A 21796-nucleotide genomic window follows, 5' to 3' on the forward strand; every position below is an offset into this window, starting at 1 on the left:
GGGCCGGACGCGACGGGGGTCGCGTCCGGCCCCACTTCTCTCACTCGTAGAAGTCCTGCACCCACTGCGCACGACGGGCCTTGTCCCTGGCGATCCAGTCGCTGCCCTCGGCCGCGACCGTCTCCAGGACCCGCAGTCCGGAGTCGATGCCCGAGGTCTGCAAGGCAACGAGGAACAGCTCCGTGTCGTCCTCGATCACCGCGTCGTCGGCGCTGCGGAAGTTCTCCGCGATGACGGTGATCTCCTGGCTGGTCACCAGGGTGAGGCAGAACTTGTGGCCGCGCAGCCGTTCCACCTCCCTGACGCCGTCACCTTCACCACGCGTCGCGCGGAACCCCGACTCCACCATCCGCGCGTGGGCGAGGGACTGGTACGGGAACACGGTGCGGCGTTCGTTGCGGGCGTCGCCCGTGAGGAAGTCCAGGTCCAGCCGGATCTCCCGCACACCGCTCTGCGTCAGCAGGAAGATCTGCACCTCGTACTTCGAGTACCTCGGCGGGCCGTGCAGCACGCGGGCGCGCTTGGCACCGTCGGCGCCCTCGTTCATGACCACGTCGGTCACGAGGTCGTGTGCGGTCAGGTGGTTGCGGCGCACGAGGTCGTTCTTGAGGTAGATCTTGTCCATCGCGAGCCAGCGCGCCATCTCGCTGTCGGACGGCCGATCGGCGAGCAGCCGGACCCACTCCTCGTAGCCCTGGTTCTCCTCGGCGAAGAGCTGGTCGTCGAAGGCACGGGCGTGCGTGCTCATCGCCTTCAGGCCGAGGATCCGCTTCGACCCCTTGGCGGCGAAGTAGCCGGCGATGGCGATCACGACCGCGGCCCCGCCCGCGCCCGCGGCGATCAGCACGACCAGGCCCGCGATCGCGAGTCCCACGCCCACGCGGAAGAGCAGCACGTCGCGCGCGGCAGGCCGGATGTCGATCCGGGTCAGGTCGGAGGTGTTCCAGCCCTTGGCCACCTGGCGGGCGTGCCACCAGGCGAGCCAGCTCACCTCGCTCGCCTGGACCCGTGCGTTGCCGTAGAGCTCGACGAGACGCCGCTTGAGGTACGCCCTGACACCCGACGTGTAGGTCGGCCAGTCGCCCGCGACGTGCGGGCGCGCGTCGCTGAACCGGCTGTCGACGATCCGGTGGACCTCCTTGACGAAGTCGCTCTGGACCCAGTGACCCGGCGACCGCGCCTCCGGCTGGTTCTGGCCCGGACTGATCTGGCTCGACCGCAACTGCGCCCACAGCGTTGCGCCGTCGCGCCGCCCGCCGTGGTGGATCAGCAGGATGCCACCGCCGAGCACCAGCGGCAGGGCGAGGAGGACGCCCGCCGGCGCACCCGAGAAGCTCCCGAACACGCCGAGCAGGACGACGAGCCAGCCGGCGACGGCGTGGTTCCAGGCCTTCTTCTCGGCCGGCGTGTCGGCCGCCTCGAACCTGCGCGGGCGGGCGGGTTCGGCCTCGAAGAACTTCCAGGCGCGGGCCACGCGGTTGCCCGACATCCGCTGACTGACGACGCGGTGCGCGTAGGCGGTGTTGAGCTTCGCCTGCATCACGCCGCGCTGGATCGAGCTCAGGTGCTGGTTGATCTCGTCCTGCCGTTCGGGGCGCAGCGCCCCGAACTCGGCGAGCACGTCCTCCAGGTCGTCGCGTGGAACAGGACGCGTGTCGTCACGGTGGTGTTCGCCCTCGACCTCGGTGCGCACGACCCGCATGAGACGCCACACCAGGGCGAGCGCCCGCTGCCATTCGTCGTGAGGCAGCGACTGCGCGATCTTGCGCGCCTCGTGAACCTTGCGGAAGAGATCGCTGTCCACGTCGCCGAACGAACGTCCGCTCAGGACGGAAAGCACGTAGTAGTAAGCACATTCCGTGGTGCGGTAGTCCTCGCGCAGCAGCGCCTCGAACAGCGGCTCCGCCATCCGCGAGACGCCCGCCTCGAGGAAGTTCCGCGCGACCTCGTAACGCCGTTGCGGCGGGTCTCCCTTGTTGACGTGGTAGGTCGACGTGTGGTGAATGGTGGTCTCGCCGTAGTTGACGGCGTTCTGCTGACCGACGGTCGAGCCGTCCTGCGCCACGTTGCCGGGGTTGGGTGACCAGCCGCCCTGCGGATTGTTCATCGGTTCTCCCGCGTCAGGTTCAGGGTGAAGGCGCCGTTGTTCACGGCGTTCTGCTGGCCGACGGTGGCGCCCGCCGACGCGATGTTCCGGTTGCGGATCGGCGGGGCGGGCCTCGGCGCCTTCCCCGCCGGGACCCAGGTCGTCTCGTCGGGGACCGCTGCGGCCAGCGCCACGGCGAACGCGGCCGCGTTGCGCGCGGCCAGTCGCTGACTGCCCCCGGCGTCCGTGGTGGCCTTGGTGCCGTCCGCGTGGTCGCTGATACCGCGCACGGTCGCTGTGCCGATCCGGCCCGCGAGGTGGGCGGCCGAGGCGAACCCCGCGCTCTCCATCTCTATCGCGACGGCGTCGTTGTAGTTGTGGTGCAACAGGTTCGCGATCGGCGAGATCCGGGAGTTCAGCACCACGTCGCCCGCCGCGATCGCCTCGAAGTGGACTTCGGGCGCCTCGGCCTCGCCGGGCGGGGCGAGCGGTTCGCACCACGTGCGGGTGCGGCGGACCCTGCGCGCGAGCTGCTCCAGTTCGTGCGAGATCTCCCAGGAACGCGGTCTCGCCAGGAAGTTCTCGTCCTCGCTCTTGCCGCCGTGGTAGGCGTGAACCTTGGTCGCCACCACCACGTCACCGATGCGCAGCTTGTCCCGCAGCGCCCCGGCGATCCCGGCGAACAGCACCGCGGCCGGCGAGAACTCGGCGATGGCCCGTTCGGTGAGCGTGGCGGCGGCGAGCGTCCCCTGCCCGGTCACCCCCAGCGCGACCTGCCGGTCCGGCCTTCCGACGAGCGTGCCGACGTCGAACAGCGTGCCCTGGACGTGCCGGTGCTCCCGCACGTCCACCAGGTGTTCCAGCACCGCTTCCTGCTCGACCGCGAGCGCGGTCAGAATCACGATCATCGTTTCACCCCAACGCGATCCCGCCAGCACGGGCCGCTTCTACGCACGACGAATAGGCGGTGGCGAGCCCGCGAACGGCCGGTTCGTTCTGGTGAAAACTGGTGCAGACAGCACCCACCGCAAGTGGGTGTGGTTCCAGGGATCGCGGGGCAACGGCCCGCGGCGCGGAGGAGACTAACGGTGCCGCGCGGCAGCCGTCAAACGTCCCCCTCATCTCAGCCGGTAGCTCCGAAGTGGACAGTCACTGACCGGAAAAGTGGACATCCTGCCCGGATTCCACGCGGTGACGAAAGCCGAATCGCTTGAAGACGGCGTCCGAGACGATGTCGCGGTGGTCGAACGCGACGGCGGTCTCCGCGTGGAAGAACTCCTCGAGTCCCACCCAGCGGGCGGCAGCGGCGTCGCCCCCACCGACCGGTTCCGGCGCACCCGCGAGGTAGGCGTGAAAGGCCACGCTCTCGATGGCGCCGCGCGGATCTCGGCCCGGCCTGTTGTAGCGCCCGAAGCGCTTCAGCCGGTCGAGCCCCACCACGAGCCCTGTCTCCTCCCTGACCTCGCGCACCGCCGCGTCGGCCACCCGCTCCCCCGCCTCGACGAACCCACCGGGCAACGCGAGCGCGTCGCGGAAGGGTTCTTTTCCACGCCGCACCAGGAGAATCGCCAGCACACCTCCCTGCTTCGTGAACAACACGACGTCCGCGGTGAGCCGACCGCGACCGGGTTCCGTGTCCTCAGCCATACCGCGAGACTAGGTTATTGTCAGATCGACATCAAGTGGATTGACGGCATGACTCCGTTATTACAAGCCAATTGTCAAACTGACATGAACAGGTGGGCTCAGGAGCCGGCCGGCCGCGGCCTCATCATCGGCGGCGACAGCGTCACCGCGCCACCGGCCCGGTACAGCGCGGCCGGCCTGCCGTTCGGGCTGGACCGCTTGCCTCCGCTAGCCTCGACGAACCCGGCGGACTCGGTGACCTTGCGGTGGAAGTTCGGCTTGTCGAGGTCCACACCCCAGACCGCCTCGTACACCTCGCGCAGCTCACCGATGGTGAACTCCTCGGCGCAGAACGCCGTCGCGATCGTGCTGAACTGCAACTCGGCCCGCGCGAGCTCGACGGCGTCACGCAGGATCTCGTCGTGGTCGAACGCCAGCCCAAGCCTCCGCACGTCGGCCACGGGCATCCAGTGGGCGGCACGCGCGTCGGTCCCGGCAGCGGGCAGCGGCAAGTTCGGCGCGATGGCCAGGTAGGCACAGGTGACGACACGGGGACGCCGGGGGTCGCGGCCCAGCGCCGAGTACACCCCGACCTGCTGGAGATGAAGATCTTTCGCATCCAGGCCGGTTTCCTCGGCCAGTTCACGCGCCGCGGTCTCGTCGAGACTCTCCTCGCCCCGGAGAAAGCCGCCGGGCAGCGCCAGCTGCCCGGCGAACGGATCGTTGCCGCGCTCCACGGTCAGCACGCACAGGACACCACCGCGGATCGTCAGGATGACGAGGTCGGCGGTGAGTGCGACTGTCTGCCGAGGACGGCGGGTCATGGCGCGAAGCGTACAAGGCGAGCGAGGGCGAATGCCGATCACTCGCCGACCTCCGGAGCAGGTCAGGTGTGCTGCAACGCCTTCGGGTACAGCCAGCTGCCGGGCGTGTCCTCCGCCGGGTTCGTGTAGTAGTCGCGCACCGCCGCGATGTACTCCTGCACGCTGATCGCGCCGTCACCGTCCGTGTCGAGGTGCGCGAACGCCAGGCCGCACTCCTCCTCGGACAGCCCGCGCGCCCGCAGCAGCACCCGGAACTCGTCCGCGTCCACCCGGCCGTCGCCGTTGGTGTCGACCAGGACGAGGAGCGAGGACACGATCTCCAGGAGGTCCGCGTCGAACGGGCCGTGGTCGACGAACGCCTCGATCATGGCGTCGCGGTACTCGTCCGGGCCGATCCGGCCGTCCCGGTCGGCGTCGCAGTGGTCCACCAGCAGTTCCCAGAACCTGTCGTAGGCTTCGATCAGGTCCCGGCCGCGCTCGGAGGAGGCCGGTTCGCCGAACGCCCGGAGCAGGCGGTTGGCCAGTGCGTAGAAGTCCGCCAGTTCGATGACGCCGTTGCGGTTGACGTCGTAGTGGGCGAAGGTCGAGTCGATCCTGTGCTGCAACACCTGCTTCATGTCCTGGCACTGTCGGTGACGAGCCGGGGTCCGGGCAAGGCGCGTCCCACTGTCGGGTGGTGTTGTTCAGCCGGTTTCGCGAAGCCGGTATAGTTATACCGGTAACCGCTGATGGAGGACCACGTTGATCGAGCTCAAGTCACCGGCCGAGATCGACCGCATGCACGTCACCGGCCAGTTCATCGGGGAGGTGCTGGACGCGCTCGCCGCACGGGCCGTGGCCGGGGTGAACCTGCTCGACCTCGAACACCACGCCCGCAAGATGCTCCAGGAGCGGGGCGCCGTCTCGTGCTACTGGGACTACTCGCCGTCGTTCGGGCGCGGGCCGTTCCGCAACGTGACGTGCCTGGCGGTCAACGACGCGGTCCTGCACGGGCTGCCGAAGGACTACGTGCTGCAGGACTCGGACGTGCTGACGATGGACATCGCCGTCCTGATCGACGGATGGGCCGCCGACTCGGCGATGACGGTCGTCGTCGGCAACGCGCGCGAGGAGGACCTGCGCCTCGTGAAGACCACCGAGATCGCCCTGGCCGCCGCGATCGAGCAGGCCCAGGTCGGCAACCGGATCGGCGACATCTCCGCCGCCATCGGCGAGGTGTGCGCGCAGTACGGCTACCAGCCCAACCTGGAGTTCGGCGGGCACGGCATCGGCCGCACGATGCACGAGGCCCCGCACATCTCCAACGACGGGCGGCGCCGGCACGGCATGAAGCTCAAGCCGGGGTTGACCATTGCCATCGAACCCTGGCTCGCGGCCACCACCGACAAGATCATCTATGACGACGACGGCTGGACGTTGCGGTCGGCGGACGGGTCGCGAACTGCGCATTCCGAGCACACGGTCGCGATCACCGAGGACGGGCCGTTGGTGTTGACGCGGAGGAAGAGCGAACTGAAGGACGCCGCGAATCCCGACACGAGCGAGGCGCGCACGCCGTAGTCGTAAAAGCTCAGTGGCGAAGACTCGTTCGCTCGGGTAACCATGCAGTGGGCTGCAGGAGAGGGAACGGAGCACCCACTACAGGGGAGTCTGGATGGCCACAGGGGGCAAGACGGAGCTCGGCATCGACCTGGACGAGCTGCGTCTGCTGGTCGGGATGTCCTACCGCGAACTGGCGCGCCGCACCGGGTGCGCCCGCAGCACGTTGCACGACGCGTTGACCGGACGCCGGTTTCCGCGGCTGGACACGGTTCTCGCGATCGCCCAGGCGTGCGGCGGGGACACGGCGCGGTGGCGGTTGCGGTGGGTGGCGGCGTGCAAACGCTCTCACGCGCCGCGCAGTGAGGCCACGATGTCCTTGCAGGCCACCAAACCCAGCTGACGGGAGTCCTGTGACCGCGGGTTGTCTCCCACCACCACGACGAATCCGTCCGGCACCTGCTCGACGCCGGGCAGCGGCAGCCACTCCGGAACCGGGTCGCCCGCGACCGCGGCCACCCTCTTGACCCGGTGCGGCAGGTCCGGGTCGGGCACCCGGAACACGATCACCTCACGGCGGCGCGGACGCCGGAAGAGCTTGCGCGCCAGGAGCTGCTGGCCGTCGAGCAACGTCGGCGCCATGCTGTTGCCGCACACCGTGACCCTGATCCACATCAGCTGACCCTCACGTCCTGGTAGCCGTCCGCCTGCAACCGGAACAGGCGCGCGTACTCGCCGCCCGCGTCCATCAACGCGTCGTGGTCACCCCGTTCGGCGATCCGGCCGCCGACCAGGGTGACGATGACGTCGGCACCGCGCAGCGCCGAAAGCCGGTGCGAGATCAGCAGTCTCGTGCGGCCTTCGGCGTGCCGGCGCACGGTCTCGTGCACCCGGTGCTCGCCCTCGGCGTCCAGCCCGGACGTCGGTTCGTCGAGGATCATCAACGCCGCGTCCGCGCGCATCAGGCAGCGGGCGAGCGCCACCCGTTGCCACTGGCCGCCGGACAACGTCACGCCCGTGCGTTCCTCGTCGGCGTGCGTGCGCGACAGCACCGTGTCGTACCCGTCCGGCAACGCCTCCAGCACGTCCGCCACCCCCGCACGTGCGGCCGCGTCGACGATCCGTGCCCGGTCACCCAGCGCGGACACCTGGCCCATGCCGACGTTCTCGGCCGCGCTCAGGTCGTAGGTCATGAACTCCTGGAACACCACGCCGATCCGCGCCCGCAACGCCGTGACGTCCAGGTCGCGGAGGTCCACGCCGTCCCAGGTGATCGAACCCCGCTGCGGGTCGTAGAACCGGCACAGCAGCTTCACCAGCGTGCTCTTGCCCGCCCCGTTGACGCCGACCAGCCCGACCGCCGCGCCCGCCGGGATCGTCAGGTCCACGCCCCGCAGCACCCACGGCCCGTCGTCGGCGTACCGGAACCACACGTCGCGCAGTTCGATCGCGCCCTCACCCGGCGGCGCGGTCCCGCACGACAGGTCGTCAGGCGTCGCGAGCACGTCCAGGTAGTGCCCGAAGAGCCGCACCGCCCGGCCGGCCTCGCCCAGTTGCAGCACCACCCCGGACAGCCCGGTCTGCACCGCCGCCACCGCACCGAGGAACAGCACCAGGTCGCCGACCGACGACCGCCCGGCCACGACGCTCAACGCCACCACGACCGTGCCCGCCCCGGCCACGACCGCCCCGAGCAACGCCAGGCCGCTCTGCACGAACGTCCCCCGCCGTTGCGCCGCCAGCCGCGCACCGCTGACCGAGACCAGCGACTCGACCATCCTGGTGTGCAACAACTCCCCGAGCCCGAACAGCCGGATCTCCTTGGCGGCCCGCACATCCGTGAGCAACGCGCGGTAGAACAACCGGCGCCGGTCCGTCGCCACCCAGGCCTCCTCGGTGGACGCCTCGCGCCGCGCCGTCGCCAGCCGTGCGAGGACCGCCGTCACCACGGAAGCCAGCAGCAGCACCGTCATCGGCGGCCACACCACCAGCAACGCGCCCGTGAAACTCGCCAGCAGCACGACCGACCGCACGGCCTCCTGGGTGAACTGCGAGATCGTCCCGGGAGCCTCCTGCGCGGCCTGCTCGGCGAGCCGCACCCGGTCGTGGAACACGGGATCCTCGATCCGGCGCAGCCCCGGCAACGTCGCGATCCGCTGGAACAGCGCGCTTTCCACCGTCACCGCGACCCGGTGCCGCACGACCTCCCCGAGGTAGCCGGTCAGGTACAGCAACGCGATCGCGGCCCCGCCGACCAACGCCGACGCGATCGCCAGGACCGCGGCCCGGTCCGTGCCGATCCCGGACGTCAGCCCGTCCACCAGCAGCATCGTCAGCCACGCCCCTGCGGCCGGCGCTGCCCCGGCCACGACGGTGAGCACGAGGGTTCCGGACGCGAGCACCGGCGCGGCCCGGAACGGCACCGCCAGCGCGGCCCCGGCGGCGCGGATCACGCCACCGGCGCCGGCGCACCGGCGAAGTCGTCGAGCTTGATCCCGGACGCCGTCACCACTCCCCCGTGCGTGTGCAGCAACGTCGGGTAGGCCTGCACCCCGAACGCGGACAGCACCGGGTCGTCCGTGCCGACCACCGCGACCCGGCCCAGCACGCTGACCTTCTCCGCCAACCTTGCCGTGCCTTCGGGATCGCTCACGTCACCGTCCACAACGGACACGAACCGCGCGGCGGGCGGCGCGGCGATCAGCGCGTCGGTGAGCGTCCGGCACGGCCCGCACCCGACGGAGAAGAACCCGACCTGCACCGGCCCGTCGAGGTCGGCCTCGGTGAACGGCAGCCCGTCGCTGTCGAGCACCGTGAACGGCCTGATCACCGCGCCCGGCTGCGGCAGGTTCGACGCGCGCTTAGGCACAGCGTTCTCCTGCAACTCGCGCACCCGCGCCACCAGACCGAACGTGAACAGGACGTGCAGCGCCACCACCACGGCGAGCAGCACGACGGCGATCGTGAGCAGGGTCAACGGTTCCTCCCAGGAAGCGGGCGACGGCACGAACGCGCCCAGAGCGGCGACAGCGAGCAGCATCCCGTTGCGCACCAGGTGTTTCGGCCCCAGCACGTCCCCACTCGCACCGAAACACCGGCACCGCACGGACTTCCGCCCGATCGTGGCCAGCAAGATCGCGCCGCAGAACGCCACCAGCAGCACCGCCGCGACGCAATACCCGAGCAGCGTGCCGGGAACGGCGAGCAGCACCACCGCCAGCGCCTCCCCTGCGAGCACCAGAACGGCGATCACGGTGGCGGGCAACGGAACGAGCGCGGCGATCGAGTCGCGGAACTCCGCGAACCCTTGCCTGGTGCGGACCTTGCCGGCGACCGCGGCCAGGAAGACGACGACGAGCAGCACGCGAGCGAACAAATCGAACACGCGAAACCCCCTGAAGCGAGGCGGGGGTGCCGGCGATCGAACGCCGGCACCCCGTTGGGTCACTTGCAGGTGCTGCTCACGGACGAGCAGATGCCGTTGCAGTTGAAGCGGTAGCCCTTCTTGCAACACTGCCCGTGCTCCGGCACGCAGGCACCGGCATCGATCTTCGGCAGCACGAGTCCGACGAGCCTCTCACCGGCCAGCTTCGCGAAACGCTTCACAGCACCGCTCCTCCCAGTCAGACCAACATCAACACGCCCACGCTCGCCCAGCACCCCCTGCCCGCCCAAGCGACTCGGACGGTGTCGGACGCTCTCGGACTCCCACTACCCCGCCCGCCGGAAAACCTTTCCGCCAAAAGGCTTCCAATTCCTGTCCAATTCCAGGCCACCCGCGCCTGGCACACACCAGTTGGTCGTTTCGGCGCAAGGAAACGCAAGGCATCGGGCTACCTGAACCCCGCATTGTTGCGTCATCATGGATTCGCCTGCACCGAACCTGCACTCGGCGTGAGGGGATTCGACACATGAGCTCATCGGGTTTGGAGCCGGACCTGGAGTCCGCGCTGATCGACCTCGAAGGCGTTCCCTTCACCAAGCTCCGCCACCTGAACAGCGAAGCCCTGCGCCGCTCCCTCACCCACGTCGTCGAACGAGCCTCGCTCGTGAGCGCGGGCTACAGAAGCTCTGACGAGTCGGGCGGTGAACGGATCGACTGATCATGCCGCAGCCCACCGCGTTCCACCGCATGTCCTGGAGCGACTTCGACTCCTTCGCGCGCCTGCACGGTGACGCGGCCATGGTCGACCGGTTGCGTGGAGCGGAACTCAGCAGACGGAAGCTGCTGGTGCACGCGCTGCTCGAAGCCGCGGCCAAAGCACCGGGGGCGTGCGGCCCGCTGCCACCGGTCGACGCGGTGTGGGACCTGCTCGCCCGAGTCGAGACCGTGTCACCCGCTGCCCTCGACCGGACGTTCGCGCATCCGTACACCGGGAGTTGGGCGGGGTATACGACCCGGCTGCTCAACGGTGCCGCGGACAGCATCAGTCCACTGTGGATGCACGTCGGTCACGTGCACGCGATCGCGGCGGCCGCGGCGATCACCGCGGACCTGGACTTCGCGATCTCCGTGCCGTTGTGGGACGGCAACGCGATCCTGCCCTCGCTCGGCACCGCTCGGCTGCCCGCGCCCGACCAGTTCTCCACCGCCGAGGTGCGCGGCGGTCGTGGCCACTACGTGGTCTCCACCGAGCACGGCGAGGTGCGGTTGCCGGCCAGACCCGATTCCGACGCACCTGGCTGGTGGGGCCTGCGCACGTGCCGCAGCGGCTCAGGGCCCGCGCGGCTCTCGGTGACCCTGGACGACCTGGATCCCTACCGCGGCCTGCACGAGCCGTTGTTGCCGGAACGCCTGGAGGTCACCGAAGCCGGCGCGTGGAGCCGCCTGCTCCGGGGCGCGCACGAACTGCTGCTGGACGTCACACCGGAACTCGCGGGCGTGGTCGCCGCGGGGCTGGACACGGTGGTGCCCAAACCCAACGTGCCGTTCCAGAACCCGAGCGCATCGACCGGTGAGGCCTTCGGCAGCGCCGTGATCGGGCTCCCCGTGGACCCCGCCGACCTCGCGGCCACGGTGGTGCACGAGTTCCAGCACATCGTGCTGGGCGGCATCCTCCACCTCGCGCGGCTCTACGAACCCGACCACGCGGAACGGATCTACGTGCCCTGGCGGGACGATCCACGCCCGCTCAGTGGCGCCCTCCAGGGCGTCTACGCGTTCTTCGGGGTCACCGCGTTCTGGCGGGGAATGGCCCGTTCCCGCGGATCGCGGCGGGCGAGTTTCGAGTTCGCGCACTGGCGCGGCCAGACCTGGCGCACGCTGGTCGCACTGCGCCAGGACGCGACGCTGACCGAAGCAGGCCAACGGTTTCTCGCCGGTGTCGCGGAGGTCCTCGGTCCCTGGCAACAGGAACCGGTGCCCCAGGACGTCCTGGTCCTCGCCGACCTGCTCGCCGCCGACCACCGCGCCGGCTGGCGGCTGCGCCACCTCCGTCCGGATCCCGCGATCGTCGCCGTGACCACCGACGCCTGGCTGGCCGGAAGAGCACGGCCACCCGTCGTCCTCGAACCGGCCGATCTGCCGCCGACCCCGGTGCCGGACGGGCCGTGGCCTCGCTGCCGGGCGACGCTGACGCGCCTGGGCACGAGCGAGGTGGGCCAGGAACTCCGGCACGCCGTCCCCGGAGCGACGGACGCCGACTTCGCCCTGACCGCCGGCCGCTGGACCGACGCCGCGCGCGGCTATCGCGCGGAACTGCGCGCTGATCCCGACAGGCCCGCCTCCCTGGTCGGGCTGGGGCTCGCGTTGAACGGCTCCGGTTCCAACCCGGCCGCGCGGGCGCTGCTGCACCGCCCCGAACTGGTGCGGGCGGTGCACCGCGAACTCCGGCGCACCGCCCGTGACGTACCCACTCCGGAGAAGCTCGCCTGGTGGCTCGGCCAACTCGTCTCCGGCTGAGACCGCGCTACATCAGCAGCGGGTCGATGTCGCAGTTCGCCCGCTCGCCCCTGGTCGCCGCGATGGTCCCGGGGTGCGCTTCGCCGAGCACCTTGCGATACCTGTCCAGCACCGGCTCGTGGTGCGGCGCGGCTTCCTCCTGGCGGCCCGCTGCCCGCAGGTCGTAGCCGAGATTCAGCGACACCGCGAGGACGGTGGGGTGGTCCACGCCCAGCACGCGGCGGCCCCGCTCCAGGGCGTCCTCGCCGAGCGCGATCGCCCGCTCGGTCTCTCCCAGGGCGGAGAGGTCACTCGCCAGGTTGATCGTGGTGATGATCGCGTGCGGGTGGTTCGGGCCGAGAACGCCGCGGAAGAGTTCCAGTGCCCGCTCGTCGAGTTCCCGTGCTTCGGCCACCTCTCCCCTCAGCCGCATCGTCACCGCGAGGTCCACGGTCGCCGAGATGGTGTGCGGGTGGTTTTCCCCGAGGCCGCTCCGGTACTGCTCGAACGTCTCCTCGCCCAGCTTCTTCGCGGCGTCGAGGTCTCCGGAGTGGCGGAGGTCGATCGAGTGCGCCAGGGCACACGCCATCCGGGTGGGGTTGCTCGGCTTGTACAGCAGCGAGTACTGGGCGAGTGCCGGAGCGGACAGTTCCAGCGCTCGCGCGTGGTCGCCGTCCTTGCGCCGCACGATGGAGAGCAGGAACGAGTAGGTCGCCTGGCCCGGGTGGTCCGCAGCGAACCGCGTCCGGAACACCTCGGCGAACTTCTCCATCTCGATCCGGGACCGCATGTAGTCACCGGCCTCGCGCCGGTCGACGATCTCCGAGGCGTAGGTGCTGAGCGTCCTGCGGTGGTCGGGTCCCAGCAACTCGCTGCGACGGCGGGCGGTGTCGTGGTCGAGTTCGGCTGCCGCCAGGTACTCACCGGCCAGCCGGAGGCTGATGCCGTGTTGGTAGGCGGCCTGCAGAGTTTCCGGTTCCTCGTCGCCGAACAACCGCTTGTACTTCTGGTAGATCTCCTCGCTCAGCTTCGCGGCCGCGGCGAAGTCACCCTTCCAGCGGAGGTCGACCACGATGTTGAGCTGGAGCTTCAACACCTCCTCGCTGTCCTCGCCCGTCACCGTCAGCTGGCGCTGCAGAGCGCGCTGGTTGACGAGTGAGCCCTCTTCGTGGCGATCGGCGGCCAGCAGGTAGAAACCGAGGCGCTGGGCCACTTCCAGCGTCTGCGGATGCGTCGGCCCGAGCCTGCGCTCGAAGCTCTCGTACGCGCGCTCCGCCAGGCGCGCGGCCTCCTCGTGGTCGCCCCAGGCGGAGAGGAAGCGCATCAGGTTGACGATGAGCTGACGAGGCCAGTCGTCGTCGCAGTCGAGGATCTCGGAGGCGTAGGCGTGCGGCAGCAGCTCGCGGTACCGCGGCCAGTGCCTGTTCGACTCGGGGTCGTTGGGGTCGAGACTCGCCAGGAGTTGGTGCGCGCCGTGCATCATCTGGGCGTGCAGCTGGGGTGCCATGGTCCTGTTGCGCAGCACCAACTGAACCAGTCGGTGCAGCTGCAGGGTGTTGTTGGCGTGATCGATCTTCGCGAGGCCGTAGCGGTTGATGTCGCGGATCGCGCGGGCGAGCTTGATCGGGTCCTTCAGCGCGGCGTCGAGTTCCGGGGAGATCGACACCCTGCTGACGCCGGTGAAGAGGTCCCGGGAGATCGGCTCCGGCGAGAAGAAGGCGCAGATGTGCAGGATCTGGTGCGCTGCCGGGTTTCGCTTCTTCAACTCGTCGAACGAGACGTTCCAGGTGGCGGCGACCGAGCGCTCGTAGTCCGTCTGGGCGGGCGTGTCGAGGATTTCGGAGACGGACTCGTCGAACAACCTCAGGTACTCGCTCACGGGCATGCCGGTGACCGCGCGCCAGGCCGCGGCCTGCTCCACCGCGAGGGGGAGGTCGCCGAGCTTCTCCGCGAGCACGTTCGCGTCCGAGTGGTTCATCTCCGGGCCGCGCCTGCCGAGCAGTTCGATGCTCTCGGCGCGGTCGAACACCGCGAGTTCCAGCGGCCTGGCCACGCCGGCCCAGTCCGGGTTGCGGGAGGTGATCAGCACCTCGCCCGGGCCGTTGGTGGGGAAGAACGGACGCACTTCCTCCGGGCTCTCGGCGGCGTCGAAGACGAGCAGCCAGCGGCGGAACGGGCGGCCGACGCGCAGGGCCTCGCGGACGGCGGGGACGGCGGTGGTCGCCTCGGAGGCGCCGGGAAGACCGAGTTGGCGGGCCAGTTCGGTGAGACCGGCGCGGATCTGGGTCGGGCGGGCCGCCTCGATCCACCAGATGAGGTCGTAGTCCTGCAGGTGGCGGTAGATGTACTCGGTCGCCATCTGCGTCTTGCCGATACCGCCCATGCCGTGCAGGGCGGAGGGCAGCACGGCGGTGGCGCCGCCCGCGGTCAGGCGTTTGCCGAGCTGCTCCAGCAGTTCGACGCGGCCCGTGAAGTTCGGATTTCGCGGTGGCACATTTCCCCAGATGATCGGGGGATCATCCGACCTCCGCTCGTGAAACGTCCGCGAGCTCGAAGCGGGCAGAACTGTCATACCGCTCACCTCGGGAAGGTCGTTGTCGCGCGGCGGGGCGAATTGCACCACGTCCGATGCGGAATGCGCGTGGAGTTCGGTTGCTGTCGACTTGCTGGTGCGCTCGGCCGCATCGGGCATTTCCTGGCTCGCCATCCTAGTCGTGCTGGACTTAATTGATTCAGAAGGCGACGCGCCATCGCGTGCCACCGCATTGTTCAGGCGATCCGCGCGCGACAGGTACGGACCCGACAGCGCCCCCATCACCGCACGCTGCAGCCCGACTTCAGCAGCGTTCGAAACGGAGGGCACCGGGTCCGGTGCGTTGTCCGGATCCACGATGGCGTCCCTGAGCCTGCCCAGTACCGGAATTCGATCCCCGAATACCGCCGCAGCAGTTTGCACGACACCCGCGGTTTCGGACCGACGAGCGCCGTTGAGCAGCAGTGCGCGCACTTTCTCGGGAAAGACGAAGGTAGAGGAGTCCCAAGTGGACTTGCCATCGCTAGATGCCGGAGAATAGTGCATGACTCCGCTGAGGAGCAATTCACTCAGGTGCTCGGTTTGCGCCTCCGGGACGAATCGACGACGAATGAGCTTGACGACTTCCGGGTGAGCCGGGACCGCCGCCAGCAATGTCGCGAGGCGCAGGGCCGGGGGTGAGGCGAGACTGCGGAACCTGCCCACGTGCTCCTTCGCCGAGATGTCGCCGTCCGGCGCGGTGGCGGTCTCCCTGGTGGCGAGCAGCACGGTCCCGGCCGCCGGTCGGCGGTGCGCCGCGGTCACGAGCTTCGCCCACCACTTCAGGTAGCGGGGTTGGAGTTCGATCACCGGCACCGGCACCGCGCCGTTGCGCAGATGAGCGGACGGGTCCTCCTCCAGCCACGCGTCCGGCAGGTCGAACTTCCAGCGGCTGTTGGGGCGCATCTCGGCCGGCACGGTGAGGTTGGCGCGGTGCAGCGGCACGGAACCCCGGCCCCACAACCACTGCGGCAGCAGGTGCAGCACGCTCACCGGCATGGACCGCGCCCAGCGGGCGAGCATCGGGTTCAACAGGTCCGGCCGCCACACTCCGCCGACGCCGTCCGTCACGAGCAGCATGACCCGCCGGCCCGAGACGTCGAGCACCTCGGCGGGGTCGCGCGCGGGGGCACCGGGAGTACCACCGCGCAACACCGGAACCTCCGTGCCGTCCTCGGTGCGGACGACGTCGACCAAGCGGAACTGGATCGTGCGGAAGGCGCCCAGGCGCGCGAGCATCTCGAGGAACGCGACGACCTTCGGCCGCCACAGCGACATGGACGGACTGTCGTCCAAAACCACGGTGAGATCGAGCCAACGCTCCGGACTCGAACGGGTGATGGGCCACCAGGTGCCGGTGTGCGCCACCTGCTCCGCGGTCGCCACCTCGTCCAGGACGGTTGTCCCGTAACGGAAAGAGGCCACCTCGCGCTTCAGCGGCCGCAACGCGCGGAAGCACTCCAGCATCTCGGTGAGCGCGGGCGTGACCACGGCGGCGGGAGGAAGTTCCCCGCGTGCTTCGTCGTCACGGCCCTGCGGGGTCTCGGCCGGCTCCGCCTCCGCCGACCGCGGCGCCGGCTCCTCGGCGGACGTGGCCCGCGGCTCGGGTCCGGGCGATTCCGGTTCGGCCGGCTCGGGCGGTTCCTCGTGCACGGCTTCGGAAGGAGGCGGCCTCACCGAGTCGGGCAGATCAGGATCGCCGAGCTCGCTCTCCCCGTTTTCCGTTGTGCCGCCCCGCATCGCGGCGGCGAGCCACACGGCGTCCCCGACCTCGGTCCAGCCCAGACCGTCCAGGCCGTCCACGTCACAGCTCCGTCAATCGGCGCCACAACGAGTCGAGCAACCGCTGCCACGCCGCGTCGTCCGGCTGGTACGCCCCGGACGACGCCAGGTACACCGCGTCCAGCAGGCGATCCGCCGGCAAGCCGCCCTCCGCGCGGCTCTTCGCGATGAACTCGCGCACCAGCCGGTCGCGGTGCTCCCCCTGGGCGTCGAGCAGGTGGTTGGCCACCATGGCGGCCAGCTGCTCGACCGTCGGGTCCTTGATCTCCAGTTGGAGCACGCGCCGCAGGAACGCGGGCGGGAACTCGCGCTCGCCGTTGCTCGTCATGACGACGATCGGGAACGCCCGGCAGCCGACCCTGCCGTCCACGACGGTCGCCGTGCCGTTGGGATCGTTCGTGTGCACGGTGACCTCGCGCGTCTGGTTGCGCACGCGAGCGAGTTCCGGAATGACGAACTCGCCGTCCTCGAAAATGCTCAGCAGGTCGTTGGGGAGATCGGACTCGGATTTGTCGAGTTCGTCGATCAGCACGACGCGCGGAAGTCGGCGCGGCAGAAACGCGGTACCCAGCGGGCCGAGGCGGACGAATTCACCGATGGGCGTTTCTTCGCGATTCCCGGACTGCGCCTGGCTCGCGGCCGCCTGAACGCGTCCGATGGCGTCGTAATCGAACAACCCGGAATTCAGCGTGGTGCGGCTGGTGATCGACCACCTCAACACTCGGCCGAGGCGCAGTTCCCTGGCGACGCGCCACGCGAGCGAGGACTTCCCGACGCCGGGCTTTCCGGTCAGCAACAACGGGCGGCGCAGGTACAGAGCGGCGTTGACGACGTCGAGTTCGTGCGCGTCGACGGCGGACTCGGCCAGGGTGACCTCCGGACCGAGCCGGCGATCCGCTTCGCCGTCGTCACCCGGTGGCACGTCGTGCGCCGGCAGCGGTCCGCCCTGGAAGTCCCGCCACGGCGGCGGTGGCGGGAGCATCTCGGCGAGGTCGATGTCGTGGATCTCCCGGCCGGTGCCGCGGTAGATCCACCAGTCCGGCGCGTCGAGTCCTGCCCTGCGGCCGTCCTGGCCGTGTTCGCGGACGCTCATCTGCGACCCCCACTCGACGTCGGCGAAGCGGGCCCACCGGGCTCGATCTTGCGGTAGGGGTCGTCGAGGAGCACGACCAGGTTCCGGATCAGGTCGTCGTCGGTCGCCGCCAGGTGCGCGTCGCGATGACGGCCCGGCACCCCGGCGATGCCGCCGTCGCCCGTGACGAGCCGGCTGACGAGCTCGCGGAGGTCCTCGGCGCTCGCACGGGGATGCCAGACGACCAGGGGCACACCGGCCCGCAACGCGGCGGTCAGCGCATCGGGACCAGCGCTCGGGTCCGGGTGCGCGGCAGGTGGCTCGTCCATGACCATTCCAACCCACGTGGATTCGCTCAGCACGGCGTCGATCGGATTCTCCTTGCTTTCCGCTGATCCGTACGGGTGAATTCGACGCAACGACGGGTTGTCGTCGACAGCCGAGTCCCACCTCATGCGCCAGAGACGATGCCAGTGAGCGGACCGCATTCGTTCCAGAGATCTAAGCGCCAAAGGGTAGTCGTACACGAGTGGACGGGGGAAACCCGATCCGTACTCCTTCCGCCAGGCCATGATCGGCGTTTGCAGCAGGGGCCTGGGCATGACGAATTCCAGGGCGACGGAAATAGCTTGGTCGGACCACTCGCTCTCGGCGTTGATGATCACGTCGTCGATTCGGCGTTCCAGCTCCGCCACGGCCAGTTCGTACGGCCCTCCGCGCGACGGAGGCCACTCGAACGGGTCCTCCTGACGCCAGAAGGAGAGCACGCACCTGGTCTCGTCGATGGCGTCCAGCTCGACCACGATCATCAGGTGCAACCGCAGCTGCTCGGGCAGCGCGACCCTGGTCTCCCGGCGCTCCTGCTGCTCCCCCGCCCGCCGCAGGTTGTAGACCTTCTGCTCGACCCACTCCGTCAACTCGGCGGCGGTGTCGCCACCGAGGTCGCCGGCCAGCAGCTCGAGGAACTCGATGGCGGGAGGAATGCCGTCCGGGTCCGCGTTGACGTCGGCCAGGAGGGTGAAGGCCTCCCAGACCGAGTGGAAGCGCGGCAACGGAATCCTGGCGCGCGTGGCCCTGCGGGCGATCATCGGCAGGCGGTCGGTCTCCACCCCCGACAGCAGACCTTCCAGCCTCTTCATCTCGTGGGCGGGGAACAGCGCGCGCACCACGACGTCGTCGTGCGCCGGCGCGGCGACGAGGGCGGGCGGCGTCGCGCCGAGCTCCCAAGGTCCCCCGTGCAGCCGCAGCCAGGCGTGTCCCTCGAAGGACTTCACCGAGACGCCGATGCGGCGGTACGACCCCGGCGCGCTGGCGGGATCCTGTGCGATGACCTCGTCGTAGAAGTACGAACTCGCGATGAAGGCGACGAGTTGACCCGATCTGCTCAACTCCTCCTTCGCCTCCTTCGCGTCGAGGATCCGGAACGCCAGCACCACGGCGTTGCCCACCCAGCCGTTGTCGTTCCTGCGGACCTCGCCCGCGTGCAGGCTCACGCGGAGGGTGAACTGGGCCGGTCGGGCATGGGTCGCGTTGTGACGGCGGAGCTCCGCGGCCAGCCGGTCGGGCAGCTTGTCGGCGAGTTCGCTCTTGGACACCGACGACGGCAGCAGGGCCAGCGCGCCGTCGCCTCGGTCGTCGATCGCGCAGTCGGCGGGGTCGGCACCCGCGGCCGCGAGCGCGGCCCGCAGCACCCCGTGCAGACCTTCCTGCACCGCGAGCTGATCCGCGGGCGTGCGGTCCGGGCGGGTGAACTCGGCGACGTCCACCACGACGATCGTCCGGTGTTCGGTCGGTGGCTGGGGCACGACCGTCCTTCCCACGACCTGACGCCGGCGGCTGCCGGCGAGTCGATTCGTCGTGTACCAGACCGACCGGCCGGGCTGCGCGCCGTTTGACGCACAAGGCCCAGTTCCACCCCGTGGGATCTCGCACAGCAGACACTCGTGCGTAACTACAGCAGGATTCCCTTCACACCAAGGAGCGCTCGGGCTGCCCGGCCGGAGATTTCAACCGATAGGACGAGTGGGCCGCGGGCGCGACCCGCCGTGAACTTCGGCGCGCCGTGGCAGGCCGTTACGCCCAGTTGTCCGAAGGGCGGGTGGATTAGATCGATCGGGGCAGTGACCGCCGTGCCGTTGCGTGAATCATGGAAGCATGGGGATCGGCCAGTCGTTCTGGGGGATGCTCGACGAACCGGAACGCGCGGCCGTGCTGGCGGCAGGCTCCCGCAGGACCTTCGCGGCCGGCTCGGTGATCTGCCACCAGGGGGACGAGACCCGCAACGTGCTCGTCGTGTCGCGCGGACGGGTGCGGGTGAGCCGGTACTCCCTCGGCGGGGACGAGTCGTTGCTCGCCGTACGGGGCAGAGGCGAGATCATCGGTGAAATCGCCGCCATCGACGGGCTCGGCCGCTCGGCCACGCTCACGGCGGTGGAGGCCGTCGAGGGCGTGCTGATCACCGCCACCGCGTTCATCCGGCTCTGCGAAAGGCATCCGCGCATCGTGTGGGCCCTGCTGCGGGTCCAGTTGGCGCGGGCCCGGGCGGCGGCCGACCAGCAGGACCTGCGCACCGGGCCCTCGTTGCAACGCGTGGCGGGACTGCTGCTCGGCCTCGCGCACCGGGAGGCGGGCGACGTGATCGCCACCGTGCCGCTGAGCCAGCGCGAGCTCGCCGGGATCGCCGGTATCTCGCGGGAGACGTTGGTGCGGGCCTTGAAGACGTTGCGGGAGGAGGGGATCATCACCACTCACCGGACGCGCGTCGAGATCCTCCACGAAGACGAACTGCGCGCGTTGTGCGGCATATGACGCAAACCTTTCCGGCCGGCAGCGCTTTCCTTGGTGCACAGAACTTCTGAGACACCACACAGGGGAGCCCGCCATGAAGCGCCACACTCTGCCGGAAGCACCGTCCCGCAAGCAGATGGCGCAGGCACGCCGCAGGCACACGGAACGAGTGGTGCTCGCGGTGCTCTTCACCGCCGTCGAACTGTGGGCCGTCGTCGCCGCGGTGGTGCTGCTCAACGACGACGGTGTGCTCGCCATCGCCGCCTCGGTCGTGTTGTCCGCCGCGCTCATCACGGTGTGGGACACCTGGCAGGCGGTGTTCGCCGGTAGCCGGGACCTGCGGGCCCGTCAGTCCCAGGAGGCGTCGGCCGACGAGGCCGTGCTGCCGGACCCGACGATGAAGCTGGTCCGGCTGTGAGACCAGGTGTGGCCGCGGCGTAGGGGGGCGCGGCCACACCGCCCCGACAGTGGTGTGGCCCGGCGGGAATCCGGGCCACACCACTAGCCCAGCATCAGCCGAACGGCCTCGGCGATGAGCGCCGACGGCGACCCCGTTCCGTACGGGGACGGGATGTCGCGCAACGCCGCGCGGTGGCCCTCCACGTCGTCCAGCCACGCCAGCACCGAGGTGCCGACCAGCGGGCCGGGCGGGACGAGGGTCCCGAACGTGCCTTCGATCTCCGGGCGTTCGGTGCTGCGCCGCACGACCACGACGGGCCGCTTCAGGACGCTGACCTCCTCCTGGATGCCACCCGAGTCGGACACGATGACGGCGGAGGCGTGCGCGAGCGCCAGGAAAGCCCGGTACGGCTGGGGTTCGATGACCTGGAGGCCGTGCAGCAGCCCGTCCAGGCCGAACGCGGCGACGCGCTGGGCGGTGCGCGGGTGCAGCGGCAGCACGACCGGCAGCGGCAGCCGGCCCAGTTCGCGCAGGATGATCTCGAGGTTGGTGGCGTCGTCCACGTTCTCAGGGCGGTGGATCGTGGCGAGCACGTACCCGTCGTGCTTCAGGCCCAGGTCGCCGAGGACGGCGTCCTGCTCGTCCTGGCCGGGCAACGCGTGGGCGAGCGCCTCGACGACGGTGTTGCCGGTGACGGCGATGCGGCTGTCGGCGACGCCTTCGGAGCGGAGATTGGTGCGGTTCAACGACGTCGGCGCGCAGCAGAGGTCGGAGAGGTGGTCGATGAGGACGCGGTTGTGCTCCTCGGGCATCGCGCGGTCGTAGCTGCGCAGGCCCGCCTCGACGTGTACGAGCGGCACGTCGCAGGCGTTGGCGGCCAACGCACCCGCGAGCGCGGACGTCGTGTCGCCCTGCACGATGACGGCCGAGGGCCGTTCGGCGGCGAGCACCTCGTCCACGGCGGAGACCGCACGGCCGAGCTGGTCGCCCCGGCGCAGGCCGCCGAGCCGCAGTTCGTGGAAGCCGCCCGGTTCCGGCACATCACGGCGGATGAGCGAGTACATCGAGCGGTCGTAGTGCTGGCCGGTGTAGATCATGGTGCACGCGCTGCCGAAGTGTTCGACGAGCGGCGCGAGTTTGATCAGTTCCGGTCTTGTGCCGCAGACGATCGTCACGGTGTTCGTTTCCCGCACGGCGGCAAAGTACTTCATCGATCTTGGCGAAACC

19 protein-coding genes are annotated in these 21796 nt (G+C 69.9%); 6 read left to right on the top strand and 13 right to left on the bottom strand.

The features are described 5' to 3' along the window. Positions 1-40 precede the first annotated feature (40 nt). The 5 genes from JNUCC0626_RS20595 to JNUCC0626_RS20615 all read right to left on the bottom strand — a co-directional run bounded on the left by JNUCC0626_RS20595 (position 41) and on the right by JNUCC0626_RS20615 (position 5153). Entirely contained in the window at positions 41-2107 is a 2067-nt protein-coding gene (locus tag JNUCC0626_RS20595; RefSeq protein ID WP_394621407.1) for a hypothetical protein, read from the bottom strand. Beyond that, entirely contained in the window at positions 2104-2994 is an 891-nt protein-coding gene (locus tag JNUCC0626_RS20600; protein WP_394621408.1) for a hypothetical protein, read from the bottom strand. The genes JNUCC0626_RS20595 and JNUCC0626_RS20600 overlap by 4 nt, the downstream gene beginning before the upstream one ends. A gap of 241 nt (positions 2995-3235) precedes the next feature. Then, on the bottom strand, positions 3236-3733 hold the full coding sequence (locus tag JNUCC0626_RS20605) for an NUDIX domain-containing protein (RefSeq protein ID WP_394621409.1): 498 nt from the start codon (positions 3731-3733) through the stop codon (positions 3236-3238). 98 nt (positions 3734-3831) lie between these two features. Beyond that, complete coding sequence (locus JNUCC0626_RS20610) at positions 3832-4536, bottom strand: NUDIX hydrolase (protein WP_394621410.1); 705 nt, start codon at positions 4534-4536, stop codon at positions 3832-3834. A gap of 62 nt (positions 4537-4598) precedes the next feature. Continuing rightward, positions 4599-5153, bottom strand: a complete 555-nt coding sequence (locus JNUCC0626_RS20615) for an EF-hand domain-containing protein (RefSeq protein ID WP_394621411.1) — start codon at positions 5151-5153, stop codon at positions 4599-4601. A 124-nt stretch (positions 5154-5277) separates the two neighbouring features. Here JNUCC0626_RS20615 and map point away from each other — a divergent pair, with 124 nt between their 5' ends. Continuing rightward, the gene (map, locus tag JNUCC0626_RS20620; RefSeq protein WP_394621412.1) at positions 5278-6096 is read left to right on the top strand and encodes a type I methionyl aminopeptidase; all 819 of its coding nucleotides are present in this window, start codon (positions 5278-5280) and stop codon (positions 6094-6096) included. Between the two features lie 94 nt (positions 6097-6190). After that, positions 6191-6478, top strand: a complete 288-nt coding sequence (locus JNUCC0626_RS20625) for a helix-turn-helix domain-containing protein (RefSeq protein ID WP_394621413.1) — start codon at positions 6191-6193, stop codon at positions 6476-6478. Here JNUCC0626_RS20625 and JNUCC0626_RS20630 read toward each other — a convergent pair. Genes JNUCC0626_RS20630 through JNUCC0626_RS20645 form a run of 4 tightly spaced genes read right to left on the bottom strand, consistent with a single transcriptional unit; the run spans position 6424 to position 9681 of the window. Next, entirely contained in the window at positions 6424-6750 is a 327-nt protein-coding gene (locus tag JNUCC0626_RS20630; RefSeq protein WP_394621414.1) for a S26 family signal peptidase, read from the bottom strand. The genes JNUCC0626_RS20625 and JNUCC0626_RS20630 overlap by 55 nt on opposite strands. Beyond that, entirely contained in the window at positions 6750-8528 is a 1779-nt protein-coding gene (locus tag JNUCC0626_RS20635; RefSeq protein WP_394621415.1) for an ABC transporter ATP-binding protein, read from the bottom strand. The genes JNUCC0626_RS20630 and JNUCC0626_RS20635 overlap by 1 nt, the downstream gene beginning before the upstream one ends. Then, complete coding sequence (locus JNUCC0626_RS20640; protein WP_394621416.1) at positions 8525-9460, bottom strand: MauE/DoxX family redox-associated membrane protein; 936 nt, start codon at positions 9458-9460, stop codon at positions 8525-8527. Before JNUCC0626_RS20640 ends, JNUCC0626_RS20635 begins: the two co-directional genes overlap by 4 nt. Positions 9461-9519: 59 nt before the next feature. Continuing rightward, a complete protein-coding gene (locus JNUCC0626_RS20645) occupies positions 9520-9681 on the bottom strand; it encodes a hypothetical protein (protein WP_382444912.1) in 162 nt (53 codons plus the stop codon). Positions 9682-9986: 305 nt separating this feature from the next. Between JNUCC0626_RS20645 and JNUCC0626_RS20650 the strand changes: the two genes are divergently transcribed. Continuing rightward, entirely contained in the window at positions 9987-10178 is a 192-nt protein-coding gene (locus JNUCC0626_RS20650; RefSeq protein ID WP_394621417.1) for a hypothetical protein, read from the top strand. 2 nt (positions 10179-10180) lie between these two features. Continuing rightward, entirely contained in the window at positions 10181-11977 is a 1797-nt protein-coding gene (locus tag JNUCC0626_RS20655) for an HEXXH motif domain-containing protein (protein ID WP_394621418.1), read from the top strand. Positions 11978-11984: 7 nt separating this feature from the next. Here JNUCC0626_RS20655 and fxsT read toward each other — a convergent pair whose 3' ends face one another. The 3 genes from fxsT to JNUCC0626_RS20670 are packed head-to-tail and all read right to left on the bottom strand — an operon-like array spanning position 11985 to position 19148. After that, the gene (fxsT, locus tag JNUCC0626_RS20660; RefSeq protein WP_394621419.1) at positions 11985-16331 is read right to left on the bottom strand and encodes an FxSxx-COOH system tetratricopeptide repeat protein; all 4347 of its coding nucleotides are present in this window, start codon (positions 16329-16331) and stop codon (positions 11985-11987) included. Between the two features lies 1 nt (position 16332). Beyond that, positions 16333-17403 carry an AAA family ATPase gene (locus tag JNUCC0626_RS20665; protein WP_394621420.1) on the bottom strand — a complete coding sequence of 357 codons (1071 nt, stop codon included), beginning with the start codon at positions 17401-17403 and terminating at the stop codon, positions 16333-16335. Beyond that, the gene (locus JNUCC0626_RS20670) at positions 17400-19148 is read right to left on the bottom strand and encodes a hypothetical protein (protein ID WP_394621421.1); all 1749 of its coding nucleotides are present in this window, start codon (positions 19146-19148) and stop codon (positions 17400-17402) included. Before JNUCC0626_RS20670 ends, JNUCC0626_RS20665 begins: the two co-directional genes overlap by 4 nt. Before the next feature lie 388 nt (positions 19149-19536). On the opposite strand from JNUCC0626_RS20670, the gene JNUCC0626_RS20675 reads away from it, so the two are divergent. Both JNUCC0626_RS20675 and JNUCC0626_RS20680 read left to right on the top strand, forming a co-directional pair. Next, positions 19537-20190, top strand: a complete 654-nt coding sequence (locus JNUCC0626_RS20675) for a Crp/Fnr family transcriptional regulator (protein WP_394621422.1) — start codon at positions 19537-19539, stop codon at positions 20188-20190. Between the two features lie 73 nt (positions 20191-20263). Continuing rightward, on the top strand, positions 20264-20587 hold the full coding sequence (locus JNUCC0626_RS20680; RefSeq protein WP_394621423.1) for a hypothetical protein: 324 nt from the start codon (positions 20264-20266) through the stop codon (positions 20585-20587). A gap of 83 nt (positions 20588-20670) precedes the next feature. On the opposite strand, the gene wecB is transcribed toward JNUCC0626_RS20680, so the two are convergent. After that, complete coding sequence (gene wecB / locus JNUCC0626_RS20685) at positions 20671-21780, bottom strand: non-hydrolyzing UDP-N-acetylglucosamine 2-epimerase (RefSeq protein ID WP_394621424.1); 1110 nt, start codon at positions 21778-21780, stop codon at positions 20671-20673. Between the last annotated feature and the right edge of the window lie 16 nt (positions 21781-21796).

The sequence above is a fragment of the Lentzea sp. JNUCC 0626 genome, from assembly GCF_043632865.1.
GTDB lineage: Bacteria > Actinomycetota > Actinomycetes > Mycobacteriales > Pseudonocardiaceae > Lentzea.